The organism is Bacteroides sp. AM37-9, from assembly GCF_003603455.1.
GTDB lineage: Bacteria > Bacteroidota > Bacteroidia > Bacteroidales > Bacteroidaceae > Bacteroides > Bacteroides xylanisolvens.
Map to the genome: position 1 here is coordinate 1 of NZ_QTNF01000057.1, position 23,730 is coordinate 23,730.

16 protein-coding genes are annotated in these 23,730 nt (G+C 42.2%); 5 read left to right on the forward strand and 11 right to left on the reverse strand.

The features are described 5' to 3' along the window. The first annotated feature begins 83 nt into the window (after positions 1-83). A complete protein-coding gene (locus DW862_RS24420) occupies positions 84-317 on the forward strand; it encodes a PspC domain-containing protein (RefSeq protein ID WP_004316218.1) in 234 nt (77 codons plus the stop codon). A 100-nt stretch (positions 318-417) separates the two neighbouring features. On the opposite strand, the gene DW862_RS24425 is transcribed toward DW862_RS24420, so the two are convergent. Further along, positions 418-2,283, reverse strand: coding sequence for a DNA polymerase III subunit gamma/tau (locus DW862_RS24425; RefSeq protein ID WP_120070993.1), 1,866 nt, complete (start codon positions 2,281-2,283; stop codon positions 418-420). A 158-nt stretch (positions 2,284-2,441) separates the two neighbouring features. Between DW862_RS24425 and DW862_RS24430 the strand changes: the two genes are divergently transcribed. Both DW862_RS24430 and DW862_RS24435 read left to right on the forward strand, forming a co-directional pair. Then, the gene (locus DW862_RS24430; RefSeq protein ID WP_004316220.1) at positions 2,442-2,738 is read left to right on the forward strand and encodes a septum formation initiator family protein; all 297 of its coding nucleotides are present in this window, start codon (positions 2,442-2,444) and stop codon (positions 2,736-2,738) included. Positions 2,739-2,741: 3 nt separating this feature from the next. Continuing rightward, positions 2,742-3,083 (forward strand): hypothetical protein, encoded by a 342-nt coding sequence (locus DW862_RS24435; protein ID WP_004316221.1) that lies wholly within the window; start codon positions 2,742-2,744, stop codon positions 3,081-3,083. Positions 3,084-3,196: 113 nt separating this feature from the next. Here the strand turns inward: DW862_RS24435 and DW862_RS24440 are convergent, their stop codons facing one another. Both DW862_RS24440 and DW862_RS24445 read right to left on the reverse strand, forming a co-directional pair. Further along, on the reverse strand, positions 3,197-3,799 hold the full coding sequence (locus tag DW862_RS24440; RefSeq protein ID WP_165861974.1) for an OmpH family outer membrane protein: 603 nt from the start codon (positions 3,797-3,799) through the stop codon (positions 3,197-3,199). Between the two features lie 27 nt (positions 3,800-3,826). Beyond that, positions 3,827-4,060, reverse strand: coding sequence for a hypothetical protein (locus DW862_RS24445; RefSeq protein WP_008026083.1), 234 nt, complete (start codon positions 4,058-4,060; stop codon positions 3,827-3,829). Between the two features lie 133 nt (positions 4,061-4,193). Here DW862_RS24445 and DW862_RS24450 point away from each other — a divergent pair, with 133 nt between their 5' ends. Together DW862_RS24450 and DW862_RS24455 are read left to right on the forward strand one after the other, a co-directional pair. Further along, complete coding sequence (locus DW862_RS24450) at positions 4,194-5,654, forward strand: aminoacyl-histidine dipeptidase (RefSeq protein ID WP_117685173.1); 1,461 nt, start codon at positions 4,194-4,196, stop codon at positions 5,652-5,654. Further along, positions 5,635-6,852 carry an endonuclease/exonuclease/phosphatase family protein gene (locus DW862_RS24455; RefSeq protein WP_120070996.1) on the forward strand — a complete coding sequence of 406 codons (1,218 nt, stop codon included), beginning with the start codon at positions 5,635-5,637 and terminating at the stop codon, positions 6,850-6,852. Before DW862_RS24450 ends, DW862_RS24455 begins: the two co-directional genes overlap by 20 nt. 230 nt (positions 6,853-7,082) lie before the next feature. Here DW862_RS24455 and DW862_RS24460 read toward each other — a convergent pair whose 3' ends face one another. The 8 genes from DW862_RS24460 to DW862_RS24500 all read right to left on the reverse strand — a co-directional run bounded on the left by DW862_RS24460 (position 7,083) and on the right by DW862_RS24500 (position 23,543). After that, positions 7,083-8,258, reverse strand: coding sequence for a mechanosensitive ion channel family protein (locus DW862_RS24460; protein WP_118220078.1), 1,176 nt, complete (start codon positions 8,256-8,258; stop codon positions 7,083-7,085). A 139-nt stretch (positions 8,259-8,397) separates the two neighbouring features. After that, positions 8,398-10,215 carry an alpha-L-fucosidase gene (locus DW862_RS24465; RefSeq protein ID WP_120071000.1) on the reverse strand — a complete coding sequence of 606 codons (1,818 nt, stop codon included), beginning with the start codon at positions 10,213-10,215 and terminating at the stop codon, positions 8,398-8,400. Between the two features lie 144 nt (positions 10,216-10,359). Beyond that, positions 10,360-13,446: a glycoside hydrolase family 2 TIM barrel-domain containing protein gene (locus DW862_RS24470; RefSeq protein WP_207895188.1), complete on the reverse strand. Its 3,087-nt coding sequence runs from the start codon at positions 13,444-13,446 to the stop codon at positions 10,360-10,362. Positions 13,447-13,613: 167 nt separating this feature from the next. Beyond that, the gene (locus DW862_RS24475; protein ID WP_120071003.1) at positions 13,614-15,938 is read right to left on the reverse strand and encodes a glycoside hydrolase family 20 protein; all 2,325 of its coding nucleotides are present in this window, start codon (positions 15,936-15,938) and stop codon (positions 13,614-13,616) included. A gap of 18 nt (positions 15,939-15,956) precedes the next feature. Beyond that, a complete protein-coding gene (locus DW862_RS24480) occupies positions 15,957-17,540 on the reverse strand; it encodes a sulfatase (protein WP_004300812.1) in 1,584 nt (527 codons plus the stop codon). A 274-nt stretch (positions 17,541-17,814) separates the two neighbouring features. Further along, positions 17,815-19,629 (reverse strand): RagB/SusD family nutrient uptake outer membrane protein, encoded by a 1,815-nt coding sequence (locus DW862_RS24490; protein WP_004321470.1) that lies wholly within the window; start codon positions 19,627-19,629, stop codon positions 17,815-17,817. A gap of 22 nt (positions 19,630-19,651) precedes the next feature. Continuing rightward, positions 19,652-22,858 (reverse strand): TonB-dependent receptor, encoded by a 3,207-nt coding sequence (locus DW862_RS24495; RefSeq protein WP_004300814.1) that lies wholly within the window; start codon positions 22,856-22,858, stop codon positions 19,652-19,654. Between the two features lie 298 nt (positions 22,859-23,156). Further along, positions 23,157-23,543 carry a hypothetical protein gene (locus DW862_RS24500; RefSeq protein ID WP_044918882.1) on the reverse strand — a complete coding sequence of 129 codons (387 nt, stop codon included), beginning with the start codon at positions 23,541-23,543 and terminating at the stop codon, positions 23,157-23,159. Positions 23,544-23,730 lie beyond the last annotated feature (187 nt).

Genomic DNA, 23,730 nt, shown 5'->3' on the forward strand with positions numbered 1-23,730 from the left:
CTTGACTTTCTTATTTACCGGGCGTAAAAAATCTGTTTTTTTATATACCTTTGTATAGTATTCGCACTAAAACAAAGTACATCATGGAAAATGAAAAGAAATTAACCCGTTCTTCCAACCGAATGATCGCAGGTGTATGCGCCGGAATAGCCGAATATTTCGGATGGGATCCTACCTTATTAAGAATAGTGTATATATTAGCTACATTCTTCACTGCTTTCGCCGGAGTAATCATATATATAATCCTGTGGATTGTCATGCCGGGAAAAAGACCTTCAGACGGATACGAAGACCGTATGAATCAACGTTTACATTAAGATAAAAAATCAAAAGTATAGACCATATTTTCATACCGGTATCCGATATAGATAAAAGCCTTCGTTCCTGGAAGATGATAATCCGAGAGAAATAAGTACATTAGTATAGCTCCAGTCCGAACTCATCTTTCAGCTGCATCAACGCCTGATTCTTTTGAGCCATCATCTGGAATTTCTCGACACGTCCCACAGGACGTATTGTTTCCGTTGCCTCACTTACCCGCACTGTCATCACCACTTTGCTGTTTTTCAGTCTGCCACGAAGATAATCCTGCAATTCGGGAATCAAAGCTGTAAAATCCTTTGCAGCAAACTCATTATCAACTACCACTTCAAAAGTCGTTGAGTTATTAAGCAATACCGGACGGAGCATCTGCATACGTTTAGTAAGAGCATCCTGTTCTTTCGGCAACTGACCGGCATATTCCTGCCAATAGTAATTCAAATCCCGGTCATTGAAAATAAAATCCTCTTCCGGTTGCTGCACTCTGGGAACATGAGTGGTAGCTGTATTCTGCGTTGCCTGATCGCGCTGCGGATTCTTAATAGACACGCCCAAATTAGACATCTTCATCACCGGAATCTTCCGCTCTTCCTTGACAGTTGGGGCAACTCCCACTCCTTGCGACGGAGCAGACGAAGCCGCACCAGACGAAGCCGATGCTCCCGGTTGCACTGCTGCAGATGCTTGCGGATGCCGGGCAGTAGTGCCATTAACAGCCTGTGTTGTTACTGAAGACGGAGACGTATGAAGGGAAGCCTGCTGAACCTGGGTTGCAGAAGCGACCTGCGGCTGCTGAGCTGCGGCAGGCTGTGTGAATATGGGTTTTATGGTCTTCGTAGGGCCACGCCCACCACTCACGTCATCCCCCTCGGTGGTAAGCTGTGCAACCTGTATCAAGGTCAGTTCTACCAGCAAACGCTTATTTTTGCTGATGCGGTAATTCAAATCACACTCATTACAAAGCTTCATGGCCCGGTACAAGAAAGGTAACGGACATTTCTGCGCCTGTTCCTGATAGCGTTGGCGTATGCTCGCTCCCACTTCCAGTAGAGGCAATGTCACCGGGTCTTTCCCCACCAACAGGTCACGGAAATGAGACGATAATCCGGTAATAAAATGACTTCCGTCAAAGCCTTTATTCAATATATCATTGAAAAGCAACAAAGCATCACTTACCTTGTTTTCGAGGAAACAATCCGTCAGACGGAAATAATATTCATAATCAAGAACGTTCAGATTATCAATCACACTCTTATAGGTGATATTTCCTCCGGTGAAACTTACAACCTGATCGAAGATAGACAAAGCATCACGCATACCACCGTCTGCCTTCATAGCTATCACGTTCAGTGCTTCCGGCTCCGCCGTGATTCCTTCTTTCGAAGCAACATACGACAGATGATTCACCGTATCTTCCACGCTTATCCGGTTAAAGTCATAAATCTGACAACGGGAAAGAATGGTAGGGAGAATCTTATGCTTCTCCGTCGTAGCCAGGATAAAGATAGCATGACGGGGAGGTTCTTCCAGCGTTTTCAGGAACGCATTGAAAGCAGATGCCGAAAGCATGTGCACCTCGTCGATGATATATACCTTATACTTACCAATCTGCGGCGGGATGCGTACTTGCTCCACCAACTGGCGAATGTCATCTACCGAGTTGTTGGAAGCAGCATCGAGTTCGTGAATATTGTATGATCGCTGTTCGTTGAAAGCTACACATGACTCACACTGATTGCAAGCCTCTCCGTCGGCAGTAGGCGTCATACAATTGATGGTTTTGGCAAAGATACGCGCACAAGTGGTCTTTCCTACCCCACGTGGTCCGCAAAACAAATAAGCATGAGCCAGTTTTTGGGTAGCAATTGCATTTTTCAGCGTAGTAGTCAACGCCCGCTGTCCTACCACCGATTCGAACGTGGACGGACGGTACTTACGGGCTGAAACAATATAGTTTTCCATATCCGGGATTCTCTCTGTTTTTTTGAATTTTCGCTTACTCTGCAAATGTACACAAAAAAAGTGAGATGTAATAAGGGATAAAGAGAGAAGTTTTGAAGCTAAAGCGATAAGTTTTTAAGTTATTAGTTTTATCTTTGCGGATATTAAAAGGAGAAATTATGGGTAAACTAATCAGTATCTGGAGTTTCATACGCAGACGAAAGTATCTCATTACGGTCGTTGCGTTTGCTGTTATCATTGGCTTTCTGGACGAGAACAGCCTGGTTCGTCGTTTCGGATATGAACGGGAGATCAGCCAGTTGAAAGAAGAGATAGAAAAGTACCGGGCAGATTACGAAGAGAACACCAAGCGTCTCAACGAAATAACGACCAATCCGGACGCCATCGAGCAAATCGCCCGTGAAAAGTATCTGATGAAGAAACCCAACGAAGATATTTACGTTTTTGAAGATTAAAGAATGAAACAATTAGTACCCGCCCTTTTCGTTGTAGGCGCTATCATGGCTCTCACCGGAGCAGCTGTATTTATCACCGGATGGATCTATGCTCCTTACATATATACTATCGGAGCCGGACTTTTCGCTTTGGCACAAGTGAACACGCCTGTCAAAGGAAAAGGCAAAACACTGAAACGCCTACGCGTTCAGCAGATATTCGGAGCATTGGCGCTGATCCTGACTGGAGCCTTTATGTTTACCACCCGAGGCAATGAATGGATTGCCTGCCTCACGATTGCTGCTATCCTCGAACTTTACACTGCTTTCCGTATTCCGCAGGAAGAAGAAAAAGAAAGGGCATAAAAAAAGCCTGTTCATAGCTTTACAGTCTTGAATAGGCGGAAATCGAAAAAATATTGAATAACGTTCCGTCCTTTTTATCAGGAAACGGAACGTTTATTTTTTATCCTTCACTATTATTTCTTCACAGGTGAATATCTTGCATTCAACCCGTCAACAATTTCTTTTGTGATATTAAAAGTGCTGTCAGCATAAAGCAGGTTATCAAAACCTGTGTTGCTGAAAATCAGGCTATATCCGTGAGTCTTATTATATTCTTTCAGGAAAGCGTTGATAGAATCGCGGAATTGCAAGCTGTTCTTGTTGTTCTCTTCCATCAAACCATTCTGAAGTTTGTTGCTCAACTCTTGCAAGTCTTGTTCCATTTTAGCCAAACGGTTGTATTCTTGCTGGGCTCTTTCCGGTGACAGGAAAGCATTGTTTTCATACTTCTTCTGGAAGTCTTGTTTTTCCTTGTTCAAAGAGGTAGCCTTCTGATTCAATGTCATGCGAACGTTCTCGCTCTTCTTTACCATCGCCTCATTCAAGTCAATACAGAAATTGTATTTGGCAAGCAGCGTATCTATTTCAACATAGGCAATTTTCATTCCTGACAGTTCGGCATTAGCCTGTGCCGGAGTACTTGTAGTTTGATTGTCAGTTTTGCCAGCACATTGTGAAAATAAAACGATAAACGCAAGAGCAGCCAAACCGTTCATGAGGTAGTTCATTCTATTCATAATTAATAAGTATTGTTTTTAATAAATTTAATTCATACTATCGTTCAAGGCTTTTTCCAACTCATCAATAGAAAAACGCGGTTTCTTTTGTGCTTCGCGATCCTGCGACTGTGCGCATCCGATTCCTTTCTGACGCAACGTTTTATTCCCGCTCACATGACCATTCGGGAATTTTCCACCCTTCGTAAAGAATACTTTCACCCCTAATAATACCAGGGAAATAGCAACTATTAACAAAGTTATCAGTATAGTCTCAACCATTTCTATTAATTTTGTGAGTGCAAAGATAGGCTTTAATGAGATATGAGTTCAGATAAGTCAATCAAATTAACCATATTTAGCAATAGAAGAAGCGAAAACAGCCCTTCTATTCCTATTATAAAATAAAAACAGCATGGAAAAAAAAGACTTAAAGCCGGCTGGCGTATTCAAGTATTTCGAAGAAATCTGCCAAGTGCCACGCCCTTCGAAGAAGGAAGAGAAAATGATTGCCTACCTAAAGGCATTCGGAGCAAAACATAACCTGGAAACCAAGGTGGACGAAGCCGGCAACGTATTGATTAAAAAACCCGCTACTCCGGGAAAGGAAAATCTTCAAACCGTCGTATTGCAATCACATATCGACATGGTGTGCGAAAAGAACAATGACGTTCAACATGACTTCCTCACCGATCCCATCGAAACGGAAATTGACGGTGAATGGCTGAAAGCCAAAGGCACTACCCTCGGAGCCGACAACGGTATCGGTGTAGCTACCGAACTGGCTATTCTGGCTGACGACAGCATTGAACATGGTCCGTTGGAATGTCTGTTTACCGTAGACGAAGAAACCGGACTTACCGGAGCTTTTGCCCTGCAAGAAGGTTTTATGAGCGGTGATATTCTTCTGAACCTCGATTCGGAAGATGAAGGGGAAATCTTTATCGGCTGTGCCGGAGGTATTGACTCCGTTGCAGAATTTACTTATAAGGAAGTGGAAGTTCCTGCCGGATATTTCTTCTTCAAGGTGGAAGTGAAAGGTTTGAAAGGCGGTCACTCCGGTGGTGATATTCATTTGGGACGGGGAAATGCCAACAAAATACTGAACCGTTTCCTTTCACGCATGGCTGGCAGGCATGATCTGTATCTTTGTGAAATCAACGGTGGTAACCTGCGCAACGCTATTCCCCGCGAGGCATACGCTATCTGTGCAGTTCCTGAAGATGCCAAACATGATGTCCGCACCGAACTGAATATCTTCACCAGCGAAATGGAAGACGAATTATCCGTTGTAGAGCCCGACTTAAAGTTGGTTCTCGAATCGGAAACTCCCCGCAAGACGGCTATCGACCAGGATACCACTACCCGTTTATTAAAAGCTCTGTATGCAGCTCCTCACGGTGTATACGCCATGAGCCAGGATATTCCCGGACTGGTGGAAACTTCTACCAATCTGGCATCTGTCAAGATGAAGCCGAATCATGTCATCCGCATTGAAACTAGTCAGCGGAGCTCGATACTATCCGCACGCAACGATATGGCGAACACGGTTCGTGCCGTATTCCAACTGGCGGGAGCCAATGTTACGTTTGGCGAAGGTTATCCGGGATGGAAACCGAATCCCCACTCGGCTATCCTCGAAGTGGCTGTTGAATCTTACAAGCGTCTGTTTGGTGTAGACGCGAAAGTTAAAGCCATTCATGCAGGATTGGAATGTGGCCTGTTCCTTGATAAATATCCAACGCTGGATATGATCTCTTTCGGACCGACACTGACAGGTGTTCACTCTCCTGACGAACGGATGCTTATTCCTACCGTTGAGAAATTCTGGAAACATCTATTGGATATCTTGGCACATGTTCCTGCCAAGAAGTAACAGACAGATAAGTCAACATAAAGAAGAGTATGGTAACAGTGAAAAGAGAGTAGCTGTTGCCATGCTCTTTTTTGCAATGAATTTAATAGCTGTAAGTTTCTTTGCTCCTTCTTATGCTATCGCACAAGATTCTCACGAAGGACAAGGCTATCACGACACACAAGTCCCCTCTCAACAAGAAAGAATCCCTTTCCGCGTTGTAAGTTGGAACATAGAAAACCTGTTCGACACTCGTCATGATAGTTTAAAGAACGATCACGAATTTCTTCCCGACGCGATGCGTCATTGGAATTATAGCAGATATAAAAAAAAGCTGGTTGACGTTGCCCGTGTAATAACTGCTATTGGCGAATGGAGTCCGCCTGCATTAGTCGGATTATGTGAAGTAGAAAATGATACAGTGCTTCGTGACCTGACCCGCCGTTCTCCTTTAAAAGAGCTTAGTTATCGTTACGTAATGACCCACTCCCCTGATTTAAGAGGAATTGACGTAGCCTTGCTTTATCAACGGGATTTATTCAAACTATTATCTTCCCGTTCCATTTCCATCCCTCCGTTGAAGCAATACCGCCCGACAAGAGATTTGCTACACGTCAGCGGACTTCTACTGACGGGAGATACGCTCGACGTATTTGTCTGCCACCTCCCCAGCCGTTCGGGTGGAGCCAAAGAATCGGAACCCTATCGCTTATATGCAGCTCACATTCTACGTATGGAAGTTGATAGCATTATGAACATTCGTTCTCTTCCGCAAGTCATTATTATGGGGGATTTCAACGATTACCCGACGAATCAATCTATTCAGAAAATACTGGAAGCCGAAGCGCCTCCTGTTATGCCCAATGACCTAGCCTCAACAACCGGCTCCACCAACTTCTCAACAGTTGCCCCCTCCTCATTAAGACTATATCACCTACTCGCCCGGAAAGCTAAATCAAAAGACTTCGGTTCTTACAAATATCGTGGTGAATGGGGATTACTCGATCACTTGATTGTATCAGGCACTCTATTAAATCAATCAAATCACTTTTTCACCAGCGAAGAAAAAGCAAATGTGTGCCTTCTCCCCTTTTTACTGAAAGATGACGAAAAATATGGTGATAAAGAACCTTTCCGCACTTATAAAGGAATGAAATATCAAGGAGGTATCAGTGACCATCTTCCTATCTATACAGACTTTGAACTGATTCTACATTAATTATAAGAAACGGTAGCAGCTAATAATATCCGGTTATTACAAAGAAAGAAAGTCAACCATTATCAGGGAAGTACAAACGCCGTTACAGTATGCTCTGACAACGGAGTATTCTCACCGTAATGAGAAAAGATTCTCATAGGAATGGGAATATATTCTCATAGGAATGAGTATTTTTTCTCATAGGGATAAGTATCGTTGAGAAATATAACGCCTCATCGTAGCTCCATTAATTAGTCCGAATACTGATAAACTTTCAAATCGAACTTCGGTACCATTGCCAACAAATGATCAAAGATATCCGACTGAATACGCTCGTATTCTTTCCATACCTTATTGCGGGAGAAGAAATAAACCTGAATAGGTACTCCGTACATCGTAGCTTCTTTCTGACTGATAATCAAATCCAACTCCTGATTGACTACGGGCAGGCTACACAAATAGCGTTCAATATATACCCTATACACTTGAGAATTGGTAGGAACCACTCCTTCTTCCGGCTGGTAATCTGCCATTAGTGGAATTTCTTTCCGATAACGGTCCAGCATTTCCGGCGTACAGAATTGAAGTGTAGTCAAGTCCAATGTTATACTCTTCATCACCCGTCGTCCTCCCGACTGTGTCATTCCCCGCCAATTCTGAAAAGGACTGCTCACTAATGTATAAGGAGGAATGGTGGAAATGGTATTATCAAAATTCTGAATCTTGACTGTATTCAGCGTTATCTCCTGTACAATACCGTTTGCGTCACCGGAGGGAAGCGTCACCCAGTCCCCCGGACGAACCATATCGTTGGCAGAAAGCTGGATACCTGCCACAAAACCTAGTATGGAGTCTTTGAACACTAACATCAAAATAGCCGCTGAAGCACCCAGACCCGCAAACAAAGTGGCCGGAGACTTATTCACGATAATAGCGATGATTACAATCCCGCCTACAAAGAAAAGAAGCACCTGCAACACCTGAATAAAGCCTTTCATCGGGCGGTCTTTCATCGACTCTCTTCCGTCATAGATATCCATTATCATCAACAGAATTCCATTAATAGCCAATAGCAAGGAGAAAATAATATAAATGACACACGCTTTCTGGGAAATCAGTAACAATTCTTTTCCACGGATAAAAGCCATTGGCAACAACGAATAAACCAGAAAAGCCGGGATGGTATGAATCAAATGATGAAATACCTTGCGTTTCATTAACAACGTATTCCATTGATGAGGCCTCCGCCTCGTATACTGTTTCATACCTCCGATAAGAATCGCCTGACAGAGATAATTCAGAACGATAGCAATCACTATCATCAGTAAAGCCATAATAGTCTCATCAAAACGATCGGCAACTACCGGATCTATTCCCCAGTCGATGAGGATTTTATTCATCCATTTTCCTAAATCTACTACTAACATAACTTCTGTCTTTTTTAATAAATAACAGTAAAATATTCATTTGGTTTAGAAAAAAAAGAGACCGGTATCTGATTCATCAAGAATCAAGACGCCAGTCTCCACTGCTACTCTCTAAGCATATCTTTCAATGAGGACTCTATCAGGGAGTTACCATCACTCCTATTTCATTCATTTCTATTTTTGCGGTGGTTGCAGTTGGCGTAGTAGCTTCCAGTTTAATAAAACGTGCCTGTATTTTCTGTCCGAGAGTGACCGTCTGCGGCAACGAATTGTGCATAATATTACTAAACTCTCCATTAGTCGGAACTTCTTTCCACGTCTTACCGTCCTCACTCACAAAGAATTTGTAACGGAATGCCATCGTCGGTTTTGCCTCTGCCTTTGCAGGAGCATACGTGAAGCTAGCCAACGTCACTGTCTTACCTAAATCAATAGTCAACGGAGAGATAGCCACTTGTTTCCATCCGGAGCGCGGCAAGTTATTCCAGTCTTCTTTCTTTGTTTCTTCCTGCAAAGGTTCTGCATAGTAAGCGGCAACCTGACTAACGCAAGCAGTCAACCGACATTCGCCTATTTTCACCCGGAGCTTACTGGCGTTAACCGTGGGAAAACGCAACATACGTTTATATCCTATTGTCGTACCTTTCCCAACTTCTTTCCAGCCCTTATCAGTCAAGGCTTCCACAGTGAAAGCCTCTACCCGCTGCCCTTTCGTTATATCTTCCTGCAACATGACCAGATTGATTTCCGATTTGGACTTCAAGGTATAAACAGTCTCACTACCCGAAGTAGCGCACCAGCATTTCCTTCCGTTTTCCACACGGTTGTCAGCAAACGTTTGCTGCCGATAGTCGGCAAACTCTTTTAACCGCTTGATATCAGCTTCATGAATCAGCCCTCTCCGGTCAGGCGGAATATTCAATAGAAGCACTGAATTATATCCTACCGACTGGAAATAAATATCCGATAAATGTTTCAAAGATTTCACTTTACCATCTTCCTCCGCATGATAGAACCATCCCGGACGGATAGATACATCCACTTCAGAAGGATACCAGAATAATTCCGTAGCTTTCTCCAAGATCTTACGACTTCCCAAATCCTCTGCTTTACCGAAAACACCCAAGCGTTTGTTATTCTCTTGCGAACGGGTGTATATACCGGGAGTAAGCACAGTTGCAGTCCATTCCGTTTCACGGCCTATCCCTTTCTCGTTTCCTACCCAACGGACATCGTCTCCCATAATCGCCATCACAGCTTTCGGTTGAAGGCGTTGAATGGTTTTATAGAAAGCGTCCCAGTCATATATTTGTTTCTTTCCGTTCGGGCCTTCCCCATTCGCTCCGTCGAACCATACTTCGTGCACTTCACCATAATTGGTGAGCAATTCCGTCAATTGACGGACAAAAAATTCATTGTAACGGGGAGAGTCTCCATAACATTCCGCATTCCGATCCCAGGGAGAAAGGTAGACACCGAACTTCATATCATATTTATCGCAGGCTTTCCGAAGTTCTTTTACGACATCCCCCTGTCCGTTCTTCCAAGGAGAAGAGGCTATGGAATGTTTGGTGGTGGCTGTTGGCCACAGGCAGAAACCGTCGTGATGCTTTGCGGTCAGAATAACCATTTTGAAACCTGCATTTTTCAAACTCTTCACCCATTGTTCAGCATCGAGTTCTGAAGGATTAAAGAGTGCAGGGTCTTCTTTTCCGTCTCCCCATTCACGTCCGGTAAAAGTGTTGATACCAAAATGAAGGAAAGCGGTTAGTTCCATTTGTTGCCAAGCATATTGTTGCGGAGTGGGTACCAGCCGCGCTGCCATATCGACTTTCTGTTCGAGCGTTGCATCTTGAGGAAATTCAACATGCTTCACGTAGTAGTTTTCTTTTTTCTGTGCCTGCACTCCACCGATGAGGGTAGAAGACAATAAGAGAGAGATTAGTAGTTTATTCATAGCCTATAAATTATTGCAGTTTTACAAAAATAAAATAAAGGTACGGATTTCACGATTCTCATGGAATACTTTCTTACGATATCCCATTCAATCAGTGTACCCCCCACCTTTATATATAATCTAAATAACCTATTGATTTAGTATCTATTTCACCGGATAAAGGGTAAATTCAAAACTCTGTTTCTTTAATGGAACCAAGTATTGCGGTAACACTCCGGGACCACAAGTAGCCGTTCCCACGCCTGCCTGTTCGGCATCCAGATGCACTGTCAGCAAGCCATCACGTTCCAGTTCATTGATATGGCGGGCCTTCTCTAATAATACATCCGAGAAAGGAATCATACTAAACTGGAAAACACGATTTGATTCTACAAAGAGGCCTTCGCCGGAAGTATTTGCCAACTTCGCCCAACGTACATCGGTGCGGTTGCCCGTAGATTGCGGAGCAACATAATAATGAAACATCCGTTCCGGTATGGTCTGATATACACCGATTTTGCCGGACTGATTGCGGTCAATGTATGTTTCATTCTCTCCACGTCCGAGGTAAGAAACCTGATCGTAGGTATTCGCCACACGGAATGTCAATCCCAGACGTGCCATTGATTTCACGATGGTCGTGTCGGGCTGGAAAGTAGTATGTACTTTCAGCGCACCGTTTTTATCCAATGAATAAATAAAGTCGGCAGTTCCTATCTTTTGCGCTTTCGCATTTAGAATTTCCACCCGGGCAGTGGTCGAAGTCTTGCCCTCTTTCAGTGAAACGACCTTTTGGGTCAGATTATCCAATCCTGCATTACGCCACAGGCGTGCACCATTCTTATCCCGATTGTCATTATCCGTTGCCGGGCGGAAAAGGCTCAATGTCAGTGGAGTAGCTAATAATTCTTTGCCGTCCAGATTCAATGAAGTCAGCGCCCCTGTTTGCTTGTCAACGGTGAAAGTCGTTTCACCTGCTTTTTGCGGACGGTAACCTGTGTAATTCTTATTACCGGCAAATACAAACTGGTCGTATGCCACCTCCCAATCCTTATCTATCATTGAAGAAGCTTCACGACGGGTCCAGCTGATATTCAAATAAGCCTCACGGACTGTATTCGGAAGTTTTACAGCACCCAAAGTAACATCAACAGTAGCGTGCGGTGCACAATCAACCGTTTTTGTACCTTCCGCCAAAATCTTGCCATTATCTGCCGTCACATTCCAGTTCAGTACATACTCATTCAAGTTAGAGAAATCATACCAGTTCTTGACACGGATAGTCAGATTCTTCTGATTCGCCAGCGTTACTTTTATGTTCTGATATACTTTCTTTACTTCGAGCAAATGCGGGTGCGGTTCACGGTTGGCGCCCACCAAACCGTTACAGCAGAAGTTTCCGAAACTTGGAATTCCTTCCGGTCCGTAATCACCGCCATACGTCCAGTACCATTTACCGTTCTTGTCTATTTCGCGGAATGACTGATCCACCCAGTCCCAAACGCAGCCACCTTGTGCCATCGGATTGTTTTCAAATACGTCCCAGTATTCTTTCAGTCCGCCGCAACTGTTGCCCATCGCATGAAGATATTCACAAAGAATGAAAGGGCGGTAGATGTCTTTCTCTTTTACGTATGCTTTGATATCGTCTACACTGCGGTACATACGACAGTAAATATCCGTATTATAGTTCAATTCGGCACGTTCATACTGTACAGGGCGAGTTTTCTCTACCGATTTCAGCCAGTCATAAGTACGTTCGAAGTTAATTCCGTTTCCTGCTTCATTTCCCAATGACCAGATAACGATAGCCGGGTGATTCTTAGAACGTTCATACATCCGGTGAGTACGATCCATGTGTGCAGTCAGCCAGGTACTATCCTTGGCTAGGGAAGCAGGACCATATCCCATTCCGTGAGATTCGATGTTTGCCTCATCAATCATGTACAAACCGTAACGGTCGCAAAGTTGATACCAGTAAGGATGCGTAGGATAATGCGAGTTACGCACCATGTTGATGTTGTGCTGCTTCATCAGTTTGATGTCCAGTTCCATCAGCTCCTTGCTCACGGTACGTCCCAGTTGAGAATGCTCGTGTCGGTTGGTTCCCTTCACCAATACCGGAACGCCGTTGATGCAGAAACGTCCGTCTTTGATTTCCGAGGTACGGAAACCGACTTCACAACCAGTCAGTTCGGTTACCTTGCCTTGTTCATCCTTCAGTTCGAGTATTAATGTGTAAAGATGAGGATGCTCTGCACTCCAAGCCTTTACATCGGGAATATTCTTTTCATCAAACGTGATAAAATTGCTCAATCCGCGGGATTTTATCTGGATAGCATCCTGCAGGACAGCTTTACCATTGGCGTCTTTCAGGGTATAAGCAATAGAAGTAGCTCCAGATATAGCAGAATGTCCCTCTACGGTCACTTCAAGTCCGAAAATACCATCTTTGTATTTCTCTTTTTCTAAAGAAGCATTCAGTTTATAATCCGCAATGTACTGTTTGGGAGTACTGTAAAGATACACGTCACGTTCGATACCACTCAAACGCCACATATCCTGACATTCCAGATAAGCACCCGAACTCCAGCGATACACTTCCAAAGCAACCACATTTTCGCCTTCATTGAGGACATCTGTAATATCCCATTCGGCAGCCGTCTTTGATCCCTGATTATATCCAAGTAATTTTCCATTCACCCATACATAATAGAAAGAAATGACTCCTTCACAACACAGTACTACCCTGCGTCCTTTCCAGTCAGCAGGCACTTTGAAGGTACGTCGGTAGGAGCCGACTTCATTCTCCGCATAAGGCACCAGCGGCGGATTCTTCTTGAAGTTGAACATTTTATCATCAAACTCATACGTTTCGTTGACATAGATAGCCGTGCCATACCCCTGGCGTTCCCAGTTACCGGGCACATTGATATCCGCCCATCCTCCTGTATAATAAGAAGGTTGGTAAAAGTCCTTCGGACGATTATCGGGATTCTTCACCCAATGGAATTTCCACTTTCCATTGAGACTCATATAAAAAGGAGACTGTTCATACCCTCCCGGCTTTTCAATGTCGGAAGCGTTGGCATAAGGCCATACGTATGTGTGAGGAGCGAGCTTGTTCAGTCCCACCGCATACTGGCTTTGCCATTCGGGCAACGGTTGTTGCTGCGCTAAAGTGAAAGTAGCAGTCAGTCCTGACAATAGAACTAAAAGAGTTCGTTTCTTTAAGCTAATATTCATAAGCATGTCATCATAATTGGTTTATATAATAAATTAGGCACAGATTAAGCTGATTGACGCTATTATTTTATATACTCATCATTCTAAAAACCGTGAAATTCGTGTAATCCGTCTCTAATAATATAAGATTATTCTGCAAGAGCACTTAATTGCTGTTTTTAACTATTTGATTACTATTCTATAATCACTTCATCAAAATAGACTCTCGCTTCCTGACCGGGACGGACATGCTCGTCGGGACATATCCCCGCACCTTCCGCCGTCACTCGGACATAACGGGCAGATACTCCGCCCATATCTATCGAATAGTCATTTCTAAAAGTTCCTTCCAGATAGATTTCTTCCGGAGAGAAGTTCAATTCTCCCATAGTATGGTAGGTTCGATTGTCATCGGAAACTTCTACGCGAATCATCTTCGGTTTATGTGCTCCCATTCCATAATTCGTAATGCAACCGATGGCAAATTTATTCAAAATCTCCCGCCCCTGCAAATCTATCGTGAAAGATATAGAATCATTTTGATTCCAGTTACACCATTCAAAATCAGTATATTTCAGGCTTCCCCGCAATCCGTTGACTAATAACATTTCGTTCTTCTTATTGCCAAGCAAAGGTTTTGCCGTAGCTTTGTTCCATGTGAGTTGCAACTCTAAAGTTTCTCCCATTTGCTTGCCGTTCATAAAGGTAGCGGCTTTCACCATTTGTGTCTTCGTCACACGGATAGGTCCGTCGTAACGATGAGAAGACATTGCCGGATTACTTCCGTTCAGTGTATAATGAATCTCTACATCCGGGCGGATACATTCCAAATTCACTTCCAAATGTCCGTCCACTGATGTCACCGTCTGTTGTATGTTATACATTGAACGGGCATAGACAATTCCTTTTTCCGCAATATGCGCGTTGTATGCGTCCATCCGCTTCAAGAATCCAGACCAGTCCTTCGTTCCTGCGGGCGTCCATACCACTTCTGCTAAAGCGGCCAGGCGGGGAAACAAAAGATAATCCACATCTTCGGGTTTATTACAGAACTCTGTCCACATACAAGCCTGTACTCCCATTAACAAAGACTCATATTCCGGTTTCCAATCCTTCTGTACAGGTTCGTAATCGAAAACATCTTTCAGGGTATTGTTGCCAAAATAGGTTACCGGTTCAAACCATTGCGGTCCCTGATAACGAATCAAGTATAAGACACGCGCCGGAGTCATGATAAAACGATGTCCCTTTTCGGCAGCTTTCAGAGCAGCCGTACCCATTCCCTGCCAGCCTAGGATAATAGATTCTTCAGGAAGAAAAGAGCTGTTTGTCAACTCATCCCAGCCAATCACTTCACGACCTTTCTTACGCAGATAATCACTGATACGTTTCATGAAGTAACCCTGCAAATCTTCTTCATTGGCCAAACGCTGTTTTTTCATCCGTTTTTGGCAAAGCGGGCATTTCTCCCAGTTTGTCTTTCGCGCCTCATCTCCACCAACATGAATATAGCGAGAAGGGAAAAGCTCTAGAATTTCGTCAAAAACATCTTGCAAGAATGTAAATACGCTATCATTTCCCGCACAGTAGATAATCTCGGAATTTCGTCCTCCCAGTCCGGGAAGTACACCGACAAAGTCTTTCACAACCGGACAGGCAAGCTGGGGATAAGCAGCCAGAGCAGAGTTACTGTGTGCCGGTACATCTATTTCGGGAATGACTTCTATCTGTCTGTCGGCTGCATAAGCTACAATTTCCCGGATGTCCTCCTGCGTGTAGAAACCGCCTATCGGAGTAGGTTCTCCCCGTTCCGGGTTGCGACGTGAGTGGAAAGGCACATCTGTACGGTCTACTCTCCACGCTCCTATTTCCGTCAAACGGGGGTATTTCTTTATTTCAATCCGCCAGCCGTTATCGTCTGTCAGATGAAAATGAAGTTTGTTTATTTTCAGCATCGCCATACAGTCAATGATTCGCAGTACATTCTTTTTAGGGATAAAACAACGTACCGGATCCAACAGTAATCCGCGGAAACCGAAACGGGGTTCATCCTGAACCGTCATTGCCGGAACTCTCCAATCGACATTCCGGACCGGTTGTTCCGATTCTATGGCAGCCGGCAGAAGTTGGCGGATAGATTGCAGGGCATAGAAAAAGCCTTTTGTATCCGAAGCTTTAATGAGTATCTGTTCCGGCGTAATCTCCAGTAAGTAGGCTTCACTTTTTAAAGAAGAATCCGTCACAAAACGGACTTGTCCCTCTTCACGCCCGACATTCAAAGCAGGAGTTATTCCGGCAGCACGAGTAAACAAGTCAATAAAATTGCGAGCAATCACGGCTTGTTCCTGACTTTCTACCGCAAACACCGTTTGGGCTGAAAAGGTGAAGTTGCCACGGCCCGGCACAATCTGTGTCGGGCGTGGTACTATTGAAATTAAAGGGGATGTTAAGTTATCAGCCTGCAAAAACGCTGTCAGTGGCGAAAGCAGTATGAGAATGATTAAGATGTATTTTTTCATGGCGTATGTACATTGGTATTATTCCTTGTCTCTCTCCGGTGAGAAGCGGACAGGATCATTGTATTGCTCCTGAAGTTTCAGCATTTCTTCTTTTAGTTCTTTCACTACCGGTTCATATTCAGGTTGTCCGTAGAGGTTGTGCATTTCCGACGGGTCTGCCTGCAGGTCGTAGAGTTCCCACCAGTTAATGTCATTATAGAAATGAACCAGTTTATAGCGTTCCGTACGTACACCATAATGACGTTTCACCATGTGTTCAGCGGGATATTCGTAGAAATGATAGTAGAGAGCCTTCCGCCAATCTTTCGGATGTTCGCCTTTCAGCAAGGGGACGAGGGATACACCTTGTATGTCTGAAGGAATCTCTGCTCCTGCCAATTCGAGGAAGGTAGGTGCATAATCGATGTTCTGAACCATTTCGGTGATGTCGCCCCTACGGTCGAATCCTTTCGGCAGACGCATGATGAGTGGTGTACGCATGGATTCTTCGTACATGAAACGTTTGTCGAACCAACCGTGTTCGCCCATGTAGAATCCTTGGTCGGAAGTATAGACAACAAGTGTGTTATCCAGTAATCCTTTCTCTTTCAGGTAGTCGAGTACACGACCAACATTGTCGTCCAGCGACTTCACCGTCTTCATATAATCGCGCATATAACGCTGAAATTTCCAGTTGGCTAGTTCCTTGCCTTGCAGGTTCTGTTTATAGAAGTCGTCTATTATTGGGGTGTAGAATTTGTCCCATGCAGCACGTTGTGCTTCATCCATACGACCAATATATTTCTCATATAAGGATTTCAGACGGGTCTTTTTGTCGGGACGAAGCATTTTGAGGTCATAAATCATGTCCATGTCTTTCATAATACTCATCTCTTGTGCGGCAGCGGCAGGGCGTCCTTCGTAATCGTCAAAGAAATTGTCCGGTAGCGGGAAGGTTTTATCTTCGTACAAAGCCAGGTTGCAAGTATCTGCCAACCAATTACGGTGAATAGCCTTATGGTGAATCAAAAGACAGAAAGGTTTCTCCGGATTGCGTTTGTTTTCTATCCAGTCAATGGCGTCGTCAGTGATAAGGTTCGTGATATATCCATGTTTTTGGATAGTGTCATTGTTCTGTGTGATGAAATCCGGATTGTAGTAGTCGCCTTGTCCGGGGACAATCTGCCAGTAATCAAAACCGGAAGGCAAACTTTCAAGATGCCATTTACCTACCAGTGCTGTCTGATAACCGATTTTCTGCAACAGCTTCGGAAAAGTCTGTTGCGAACTGTCGAATACGCAAGTGGTATTATCATAGAATTTATTAGCACAACTATGTTTACCTGTTATCATGCAGGCACGACTAGGACCGCTTAATGAATTGGCTACAAAACTTTGAGTAAAGCGTACACCATCGGCAGCAATACGGTCGAGATTGGGTGTTTCCATGTAGCGTGTGTCATAACAGCTCATCATTTGAGCTGTGTGGTCGTCTGTCATAATGTAGACGATATTCAAAGGTTTCTGTTCCACAGGCTTTTGCTTGTTTGAACAGGAAGCAAAGGAAGCTACAGCTGCTACTCCTGCAAAAGGAAAGAATAAGTTTGGTTGCAATTTTTCCATAAAACAACTTTATATTAGATTGTAGTGACAAAGGTAGAGCCCCGTCAACAAAATCCATGTTCACAAATAACCAATTAATTTCCAATATTCTCCATTTCTACCTGTTTCAGAAAGAAAAATGGTAAAAACACGATTTACAGCTCATTCCCAATCCTGCAAATCCAAGAAAATATATACAACGATTTCTATTTATAAAAGAAAACCCGAATGAAGAGCAGAAACACTCCTCCTCTGCATTCGGGAAATCTAAAACAACCTATTATAACTACTATTTTTAATAGCCGAAGTTATTTTCCGTAATAGCTATATTAGTATTCATTTCATCACGCGGAATGGGGAACAACAGATTCTTTTTCAAAAAAGTCTCATCATTCAAATTTCCATTATTATAAATGCGTTCTCCCCAAACTCCCGTTGCATTAGGATTATTTTCCTGCCACTTTTTAGTTATTGAGTGATTATTATTCACAGTAAGTGCTTTTTTCAAATATTCAGTTCCACGTAAACGCATCATTTGATACATTTCAGTTTCACCGGCACCTTCAAAAAGTCTTTCAAAGAATATCTTTTCACGTACTTGCTCCTTTGTTAATGTTGATTCCCATTTGGCTGGTTGTGCCGAAACCTTAATTCCTGACTTACGTGCACGTGCCAACACGATATCTGCTGTATTAATTGCATCGTCTTTTCTATCCAATTCATTATAGACATCAGCCAACATCAATAATAAATCTGCATAACGATATAAAATTAGATTCTTATGACTGGCAATACCGGCCATATTCATATCAAAAGCTTTTGCAAAATGAGGCCATGCTGCTCTTTCTCCTGTCCTACCCGCCGCAGTACATACATTCAAAAAATCCTTCAATCCTTTGCGATATTTCTCATCAAATTTGGTTTCATCATTTGTGATAGCCAAAATTTCATCCGCACTCGGATTCTCTTTATTAGTCAATAACTCATAAGGAATTCTACCAACTAACAACTTGTTATTTTTCCAACCTGCAGGTTTTATACCGCTATCATAAGTGAAATAAGGATATTCATAAGTAGAGTCACGGGCAGACGGTACAGGCTCTACTTGAGCTACAGGTCCGACATTGTTTGTACATTTTCTCCATTTTGCCATAAATGTAGTCTCAATACGAGGATCTCCCCAATAGGTTCCCGCAAAGAAATCATAAAATGCTTTCGTACACTTCACTCTATGAAAGCTCTTACCATACGATGATGCAGCAGGATTAAACACCCAAGATCCTCTGTTAAAAGAAGACAAGTCACCATTCACTTGAAATCCCAGTTGAAATATAGACTCTTTAGAACCTTTAATCTTATCAACAAATAAATTAGAAAATTTCGATTCCAGATCATATTTACCTTTCACTCCTTCAAAATAGGTCTTTGCCTTTTCCCAAGCCGTAGCATCACCCAAACAGCCTAAAGTGTGATATAACTTACCTAAATATGCTTCTGCAGCCCATTTGGTTGGAAATCCGTCAGAATTTGTTTCCGGCAAATATTTCGCAGCAAATTCCAAGTCAGTCCGTACCACATCCAGCACCTCTGAACGCGGGGAACGAGGTACAGCTACGCCGTCATGAGAAGAAGGGGTTGTCTTCAAGGGTACATCTCCCCAACATATTGCAAGGTTATAATAAGATAAAGCACGCAAGAAACGAGCCTCTGCAGCCATTTCGTCTTTATCCTCTAAAGAAGTGCTTTCCACATTGGCTATAAATGCATTCGTTTCATTAATCACTTTATACATTACATACCATGCATTTGTCAACAAATCATCTGTATAGTCACATTGCAGCCATCCACACATATCATTTGTATTTCCATTAGTTTGAGCCCATCCGAAACCACTATATCGTACAGGAACTTCTTGCCAATGCTGACCATATCCTCCACTAGTCAATGCAAAATAACCATAGCATCCATATAATGCTGCACGCGCCTTTTCAGAAGTAGAAAACTGAATTTGTGTATTCAAAGTATATTGCGGATCTTCATCTAACCACGATTCACAAGAAGCCAACAATAAGCAGCTTGCCAATAATAATATATAGGTTAATTTTTTCATTTTCATAATCATTTATTGTAAATTAAAAAGTTACATTCAAGCCAAACACAAAAGAACGCATATTTGGAAAAGCATTCATATCAACACCCCGACGCAGACCATCAAATGCAAAGCTATTTACTTCCGGATCATATCCACTATAATTGGTAATAACAAATGCATTCTTCACTGAAGCAAAAATGCTGGTATTCTGGAACCCGATCTTAGTCATCCACGCTTTAGGCAAAATATAATTCAACGTAATATCTGAGCAACGCAAATAACTTCCATCTTCTATATAACGATCATAAACAACTCCTTTTACATTTGAAGTAGACGACGGATATAAATTAGAACGATTCTCCGGAGTCCATGCATTATAATAAGCATCTTTTCTCAAGTTTCCAGCCTGCCTGGAAGGAGTCTGTTCATAACGAATATTTGTATTTAGAATATCATTACCATAAACACCTGTAAAGGAAGCAGAAAGAGAGATATTCTTCCATTCCAGACGTGTTTGGAAACCGTAGGTGAAATCAGGATTCGGATCACCAATTACAGCCATATCATTAGCATCTACGACACCATCTTCATTCACATCCACACATTTAATATTACCAGCTGCCATATCATTTCCAACAGATGAAGTGTAATATTTTGTAGAACCATCCGACGAGATATATCCTACTTTGCCATCAACTACATCTTCTTCCTGAATAATTCCCTGTGTCTTATAACCGAAAAATAGTCCAGGAGCTTCACCTTCAATAAAAATATTTGCAGGTCCAAAATGATCGCCAATCGTCTTACCTAAATAGCCACGTACTCCTTTCAAAGAGCCTATATCGGAAACTTCCAAACCCAAATTTTCAATCGTAGTCTTATTGAAACCGATATTTCCGCCTACATTCCATTTCCACCCGTTACTACGAATGATATCAGCATTTAAACTAAACTCAAAACCTTTATTCAATAACGATCCTTCATTGATCATCACTGTTGCAAATCCACTGGAATATGGCAAAGCACGTTCAACCAACAAATCTTTTGTGTTTTTACGGTAATAGTCAAATGCACCATTCAGACGGCCATTAAAGAAACCAAAGTCAAGACCAGCATTCCACGAAGAAGTACGTTCCCACTTCAAGCCCTCATTTTGCAAACTTTTGATTTGCATAGACGTCAGTTTATTCCCATCTCCGTCAGCATAGTCCACCTTATTCTCATAAATAGATAACGACTGATATGGATCAATACCTTGATTGCCTGTCTCACCATAGCCCACACGTACCTTCAACTGACTTAACCAGTCGATGTTCTTCATATAAGCTTCCTGTTCCATACGCCATGCTAATGAAAAAGACGGGAAATATGCCCAACGATTACCTTTTTTAAATTTACTGGATCCGTCAGCACGCAATGAAGCAGTTAACAAGTACTTATCATAAGCTGATAAATTAACACGCCCTAAATATGAAAGCAGTTGATAATCTTTTTGTATAGGCTGTTTCACATCCACTTTTCCTGCATTAGACAATCCTTTTGTACGTAAGTCATAGATAGAAAAAGTATTACCTGAAACATTCTCTGTCAGAAAATGATATTCATCATAAGTGATACCCGCTGTTGCCGACAGACGAAAGTCCTTAGTCAAATCCATATTAAAGTTTAACAGGTTTTCCACCGTATAATTAGACTTATTGACATTACTGATTGCCAACAGACCTTTTACATTTTCTCCTGGAGGCAACTGAATCCCGTACCAACGTTTACGGTCATTTACTACAATATTTCCTCCTGCACGCAGACTATACGAGAAATATTTATTGATGTTCCAATTCAGATTCAAACTTCCGTTAAATGTTTTATCATTCGTAATATCATCGTAATCATTCACCCAACTAAAGACATTCATTTTTGATTCCAAAGCACCCGGATCATCATCAGGAACAATATAAGGAGCTGTATCAAGAACCGTACGAGCCAAAGATCCGGCAACGCCTCCGGTTGTATTGCCACCTGTCATCATGTCATTCTGCTTCAATGAACCGCTCAATATCAAATTTAAAGTTACTTTCTTAGATAATTCAGCAGTTAAATTAGCACGTAAGTCACCTTGTTTTATTCCTGTATTTTCTACAATACCATTAATATCTTTAAAATTACCGGAGATATAATATTTCATACCGGCAGTTCCTCCACTGACAGAAGCCGAGTAAATTTGTGAGAAAGCTGATGTATATGCCTCTTTTTGCCAGTTACGATAGGTAATGACCTTATATAATTCCGGATTATTCGGATCTGCCTGATAAGCGGATTCATTACCACTAAATACGTAACGCATTTCACCATTAGGTTGCAAATAATATCGCGGTTGGTCCAATTTAGAATTAGTGTAATCGGCATACTCTTCCAAATTTAACATATCGTGCAAGTTACGTGCATTAGCTATCGTAAAGTTTGCTGTAACATTTACTTTTGCCTTTCCGGCCTTTCCTTTTTTTGTTGTAATAAGAATTACACCATTAGCACCACGAGAACCATAAATCGCAGTAGCAGAAGCGTCTTTCAAGACGGTAATATCTTCAATATCATTAGGATTTATTGCACTCAACGGATCTTGAGCTATCTGGAAGTCACCACTTCCTACAGCTGACTCGGCAAATTCACCAGTAGATGCTTGCGGTACATTATCAATCACATATAATGGCTGATTATCTCCACGTAATGAATTAGCACCACGAATAGTAACAGAAGAAGCAGCCCCCGGAGTAGACATTGAGGCTGTTACATTTAAACCTGCAATCTTACCTTGTAATAGTCCATCAATAGACACAGCTTTTGAAGCATCATTCGCATCAGGACGAAGACTGGCAGTAGCACCTGTTAAATCGCTCTTTTTAGCTGTTCCATAACCGACAACGACTACTTCATCCAAATTTTGTGCATCCTCTTTTAATTGAACATTAATTTTAGCCTGATTTCCAACCACTATTTCTTGTTTGGAATAACCGATAAAAGTAAAGATCAACACTGATTTTGAGTTTGGAACGGAAATGGAGAATTTTCCATCAATGTTGGTAATTGTCCCATTAGTAGTACCTTTTACTTGTACATTGACACCAGGCATACTTTCATTTAGAGCATCCACTACCTGTCCGGTAATGGTCTTTCCTTGTCCCATAGATTGCGCAGCAAACGCAAACAAGGCGATGAAACATAGCAGAAAAACTTTTAATAGGTTCTTCATAGAAGTCATTTTTATAAATTATTAAATTTTAAAGATTAAAAAGCTCATTCCAGACTTTATTTGCTGAAATCCATACGCAAATATAGATGTGGTTACTAAATATGTATGTTCTATTTTTACTATAATTCTTCCATTTTTATCTAAAATCATCCATTTCATCGACAAATTGCGGTATTATAGACATTGTTGGACATCTTACGAATCAAAAAAAGAAAGCGGAAGTATTCATTCCTGAATATTCCCGCCTCTTTTATATTTTATCCTAATATAACTACAACAATTTTCCTACGAAGATATATTATAGGTTTTCTATATCAGAAGATTGAAGACCCGTGTATTTGATAATTGTATCAATGGATATTCCGTCCTCCCTCATCTTTCGAGCAATTTCAATTTGCTTCTTTTGCTCTCCTTTCTCCATCCCTTTCTCCATTCCTTCCTTTATTCCTTCTCTTATCCCTTCCTTTAGCCCTTCTTTCATCCCTTCTTCAGCCGCTTTTCTCCGCATCTCTTCGTTTTTACGCCGTTCATCCTCCTCTACGATTTGATTGACTCTATATCGATCTAATGCCTTATCATAAGCGATACGATTTTCTTCCGAAAGATCGGCAACTGCTACCAATCTCGCCAGATGTTCAAACACTTGTTCTTTCAAAGCATCCGGCATTCTATTCCAATTGCTCATATTCTTCAGTGCATAAATCAATTTATCATATAATGTATGGCAGTCCGACAAGTCCTTTGTAAAATAAGGAAATTGCAAATAAATCTGCCGGAGATGCAGATTTACAATCTTCCCAGTATCACGGCCGGAAAGAACGTAACCATACTATTTTCCGCCACGCCAATTTTATCGGCTGTCTTTCAGCCGA

What these genes read in the sequence shown, in the direction of transcription:
- DW862_RS24420 (WP_004316218.1), top strand. Translation starts at nt 84, where the DNA reads ATGGAAAATGAAAAGAAATTAACCCGTTCTTCCAACCGAATGATCGCA.
- DW862_RS24460 (WP_118220078.1), bottom strand. Translation starts at nt 8,258, where the DNA reads ATGTTAGTAGTAGATTTAGGAAAATGGATGAATAAAATCCTCATCGAC.
- DW862_RS24435 (WP_004316221.1), top strand. Translation starts at nt 2,742, where the DNA reads ATGAAACAATTAGTACCCGCCCTTTTCGTTGTAGGCGCTATCATGGCT.
- DW862_RS24470 (WP_207895188.1), bottom strand. Translation starts at nt 13,446, where the DNA reads ATGCTTATGAATATTAGCTTAAAGAAACGAACTCTTTTAGTTCTATTG.
- DW862_RS24440 (WP_165861974.1), bottom strand. Translation starts at nt 3,799, where the DNA reads ATGAATAGAATGAACTACCTCATGAACGGTTTGGCTGCTCTTGCGTTT.
- DW862_RS24475 (WP_120071003.1), bottom strand. Translation starts at nt 15,938, where the DNA reads ATGAAAAAATACATCTTAATCATTCTCATACTGCTTTCGCCACTGACA.
- DW862_RS24480 (WP_004300812.1), bottom strand. Translation starts at nt 17,540, where the DNA reads ATGGAAAAATTGCAACCAAACTTATTCTTTCCTTTTGCAGGAGTAGCA.
- DW862_RS24430 (WP_004316220.1), top strand. Translation starts at nt 2,442, where the DNA reads ATGGGTAAACTAATCAGTATCTGGAGTTTCATACGCAGACGAAAGTAT.
- DW862_RS24465 (WP_120071000.1), bottom strand. Translation starts at nt 10,215, where the DNA reads ATGAATAAACTACTAATCTCTCTCTTATTGTCTTCTACCCTCATCGGT.
- DW862_RS24445 (WP_008026083.1), bottom strand. Translation starts at nt 4,060, where the DNA reads ATGGTTGAGACTATACTGATAACTTTGTTAATAGTTGCTATTTCCCTG.
- DW862_RS24455 (WP_120070996.1), top strand. Translation starts at nt 5,635, where the DNA reads ATGTTCCTGCCAAGAAGTAACAGACAGATAAGTCAACATAAAGAAGAG.
- DW862_RS24495 (WP_004300814.1), bottom strand. Translation starts at nt 22,858, where the DNA reads ATGAAGAACCTATTAAAAGTTTTTCTGCTATGTTTCATCGCCTTGTTT.
- DW862_RS24490 (WP_004321470.1), bottom strand. Translation starts at nt 19,629, where the DNA reads ATGAAAAAATTAACCTATATATTATTATTGGCAAGCTGCTTATTGTTG.
- DW862_RS24425 (WP_120070993.1), bottom strand. Translation starts at nt 2,283, where the DNA reads ATGGAAAACTATATTGTTTCAGCCCGTAAGTACCGTCCGTCCACGTTC.
- DW862_RS24450 (WP_117685173.1), top strand. Translation starts at nt 4,194, where the DNA reads ATGGAAAAAAAAGACTTAAAGCCGGCTGGCGTATTCAAGTATTTCGAA.
- DW862_RS24500 (WP_044918882.1), bottom strand. Translation starts at nt 23,543, where the DNA reads ATGAGCAATTGGAATAGAATGCCGGATGCTTTGAAAGAACAAGTGTTT.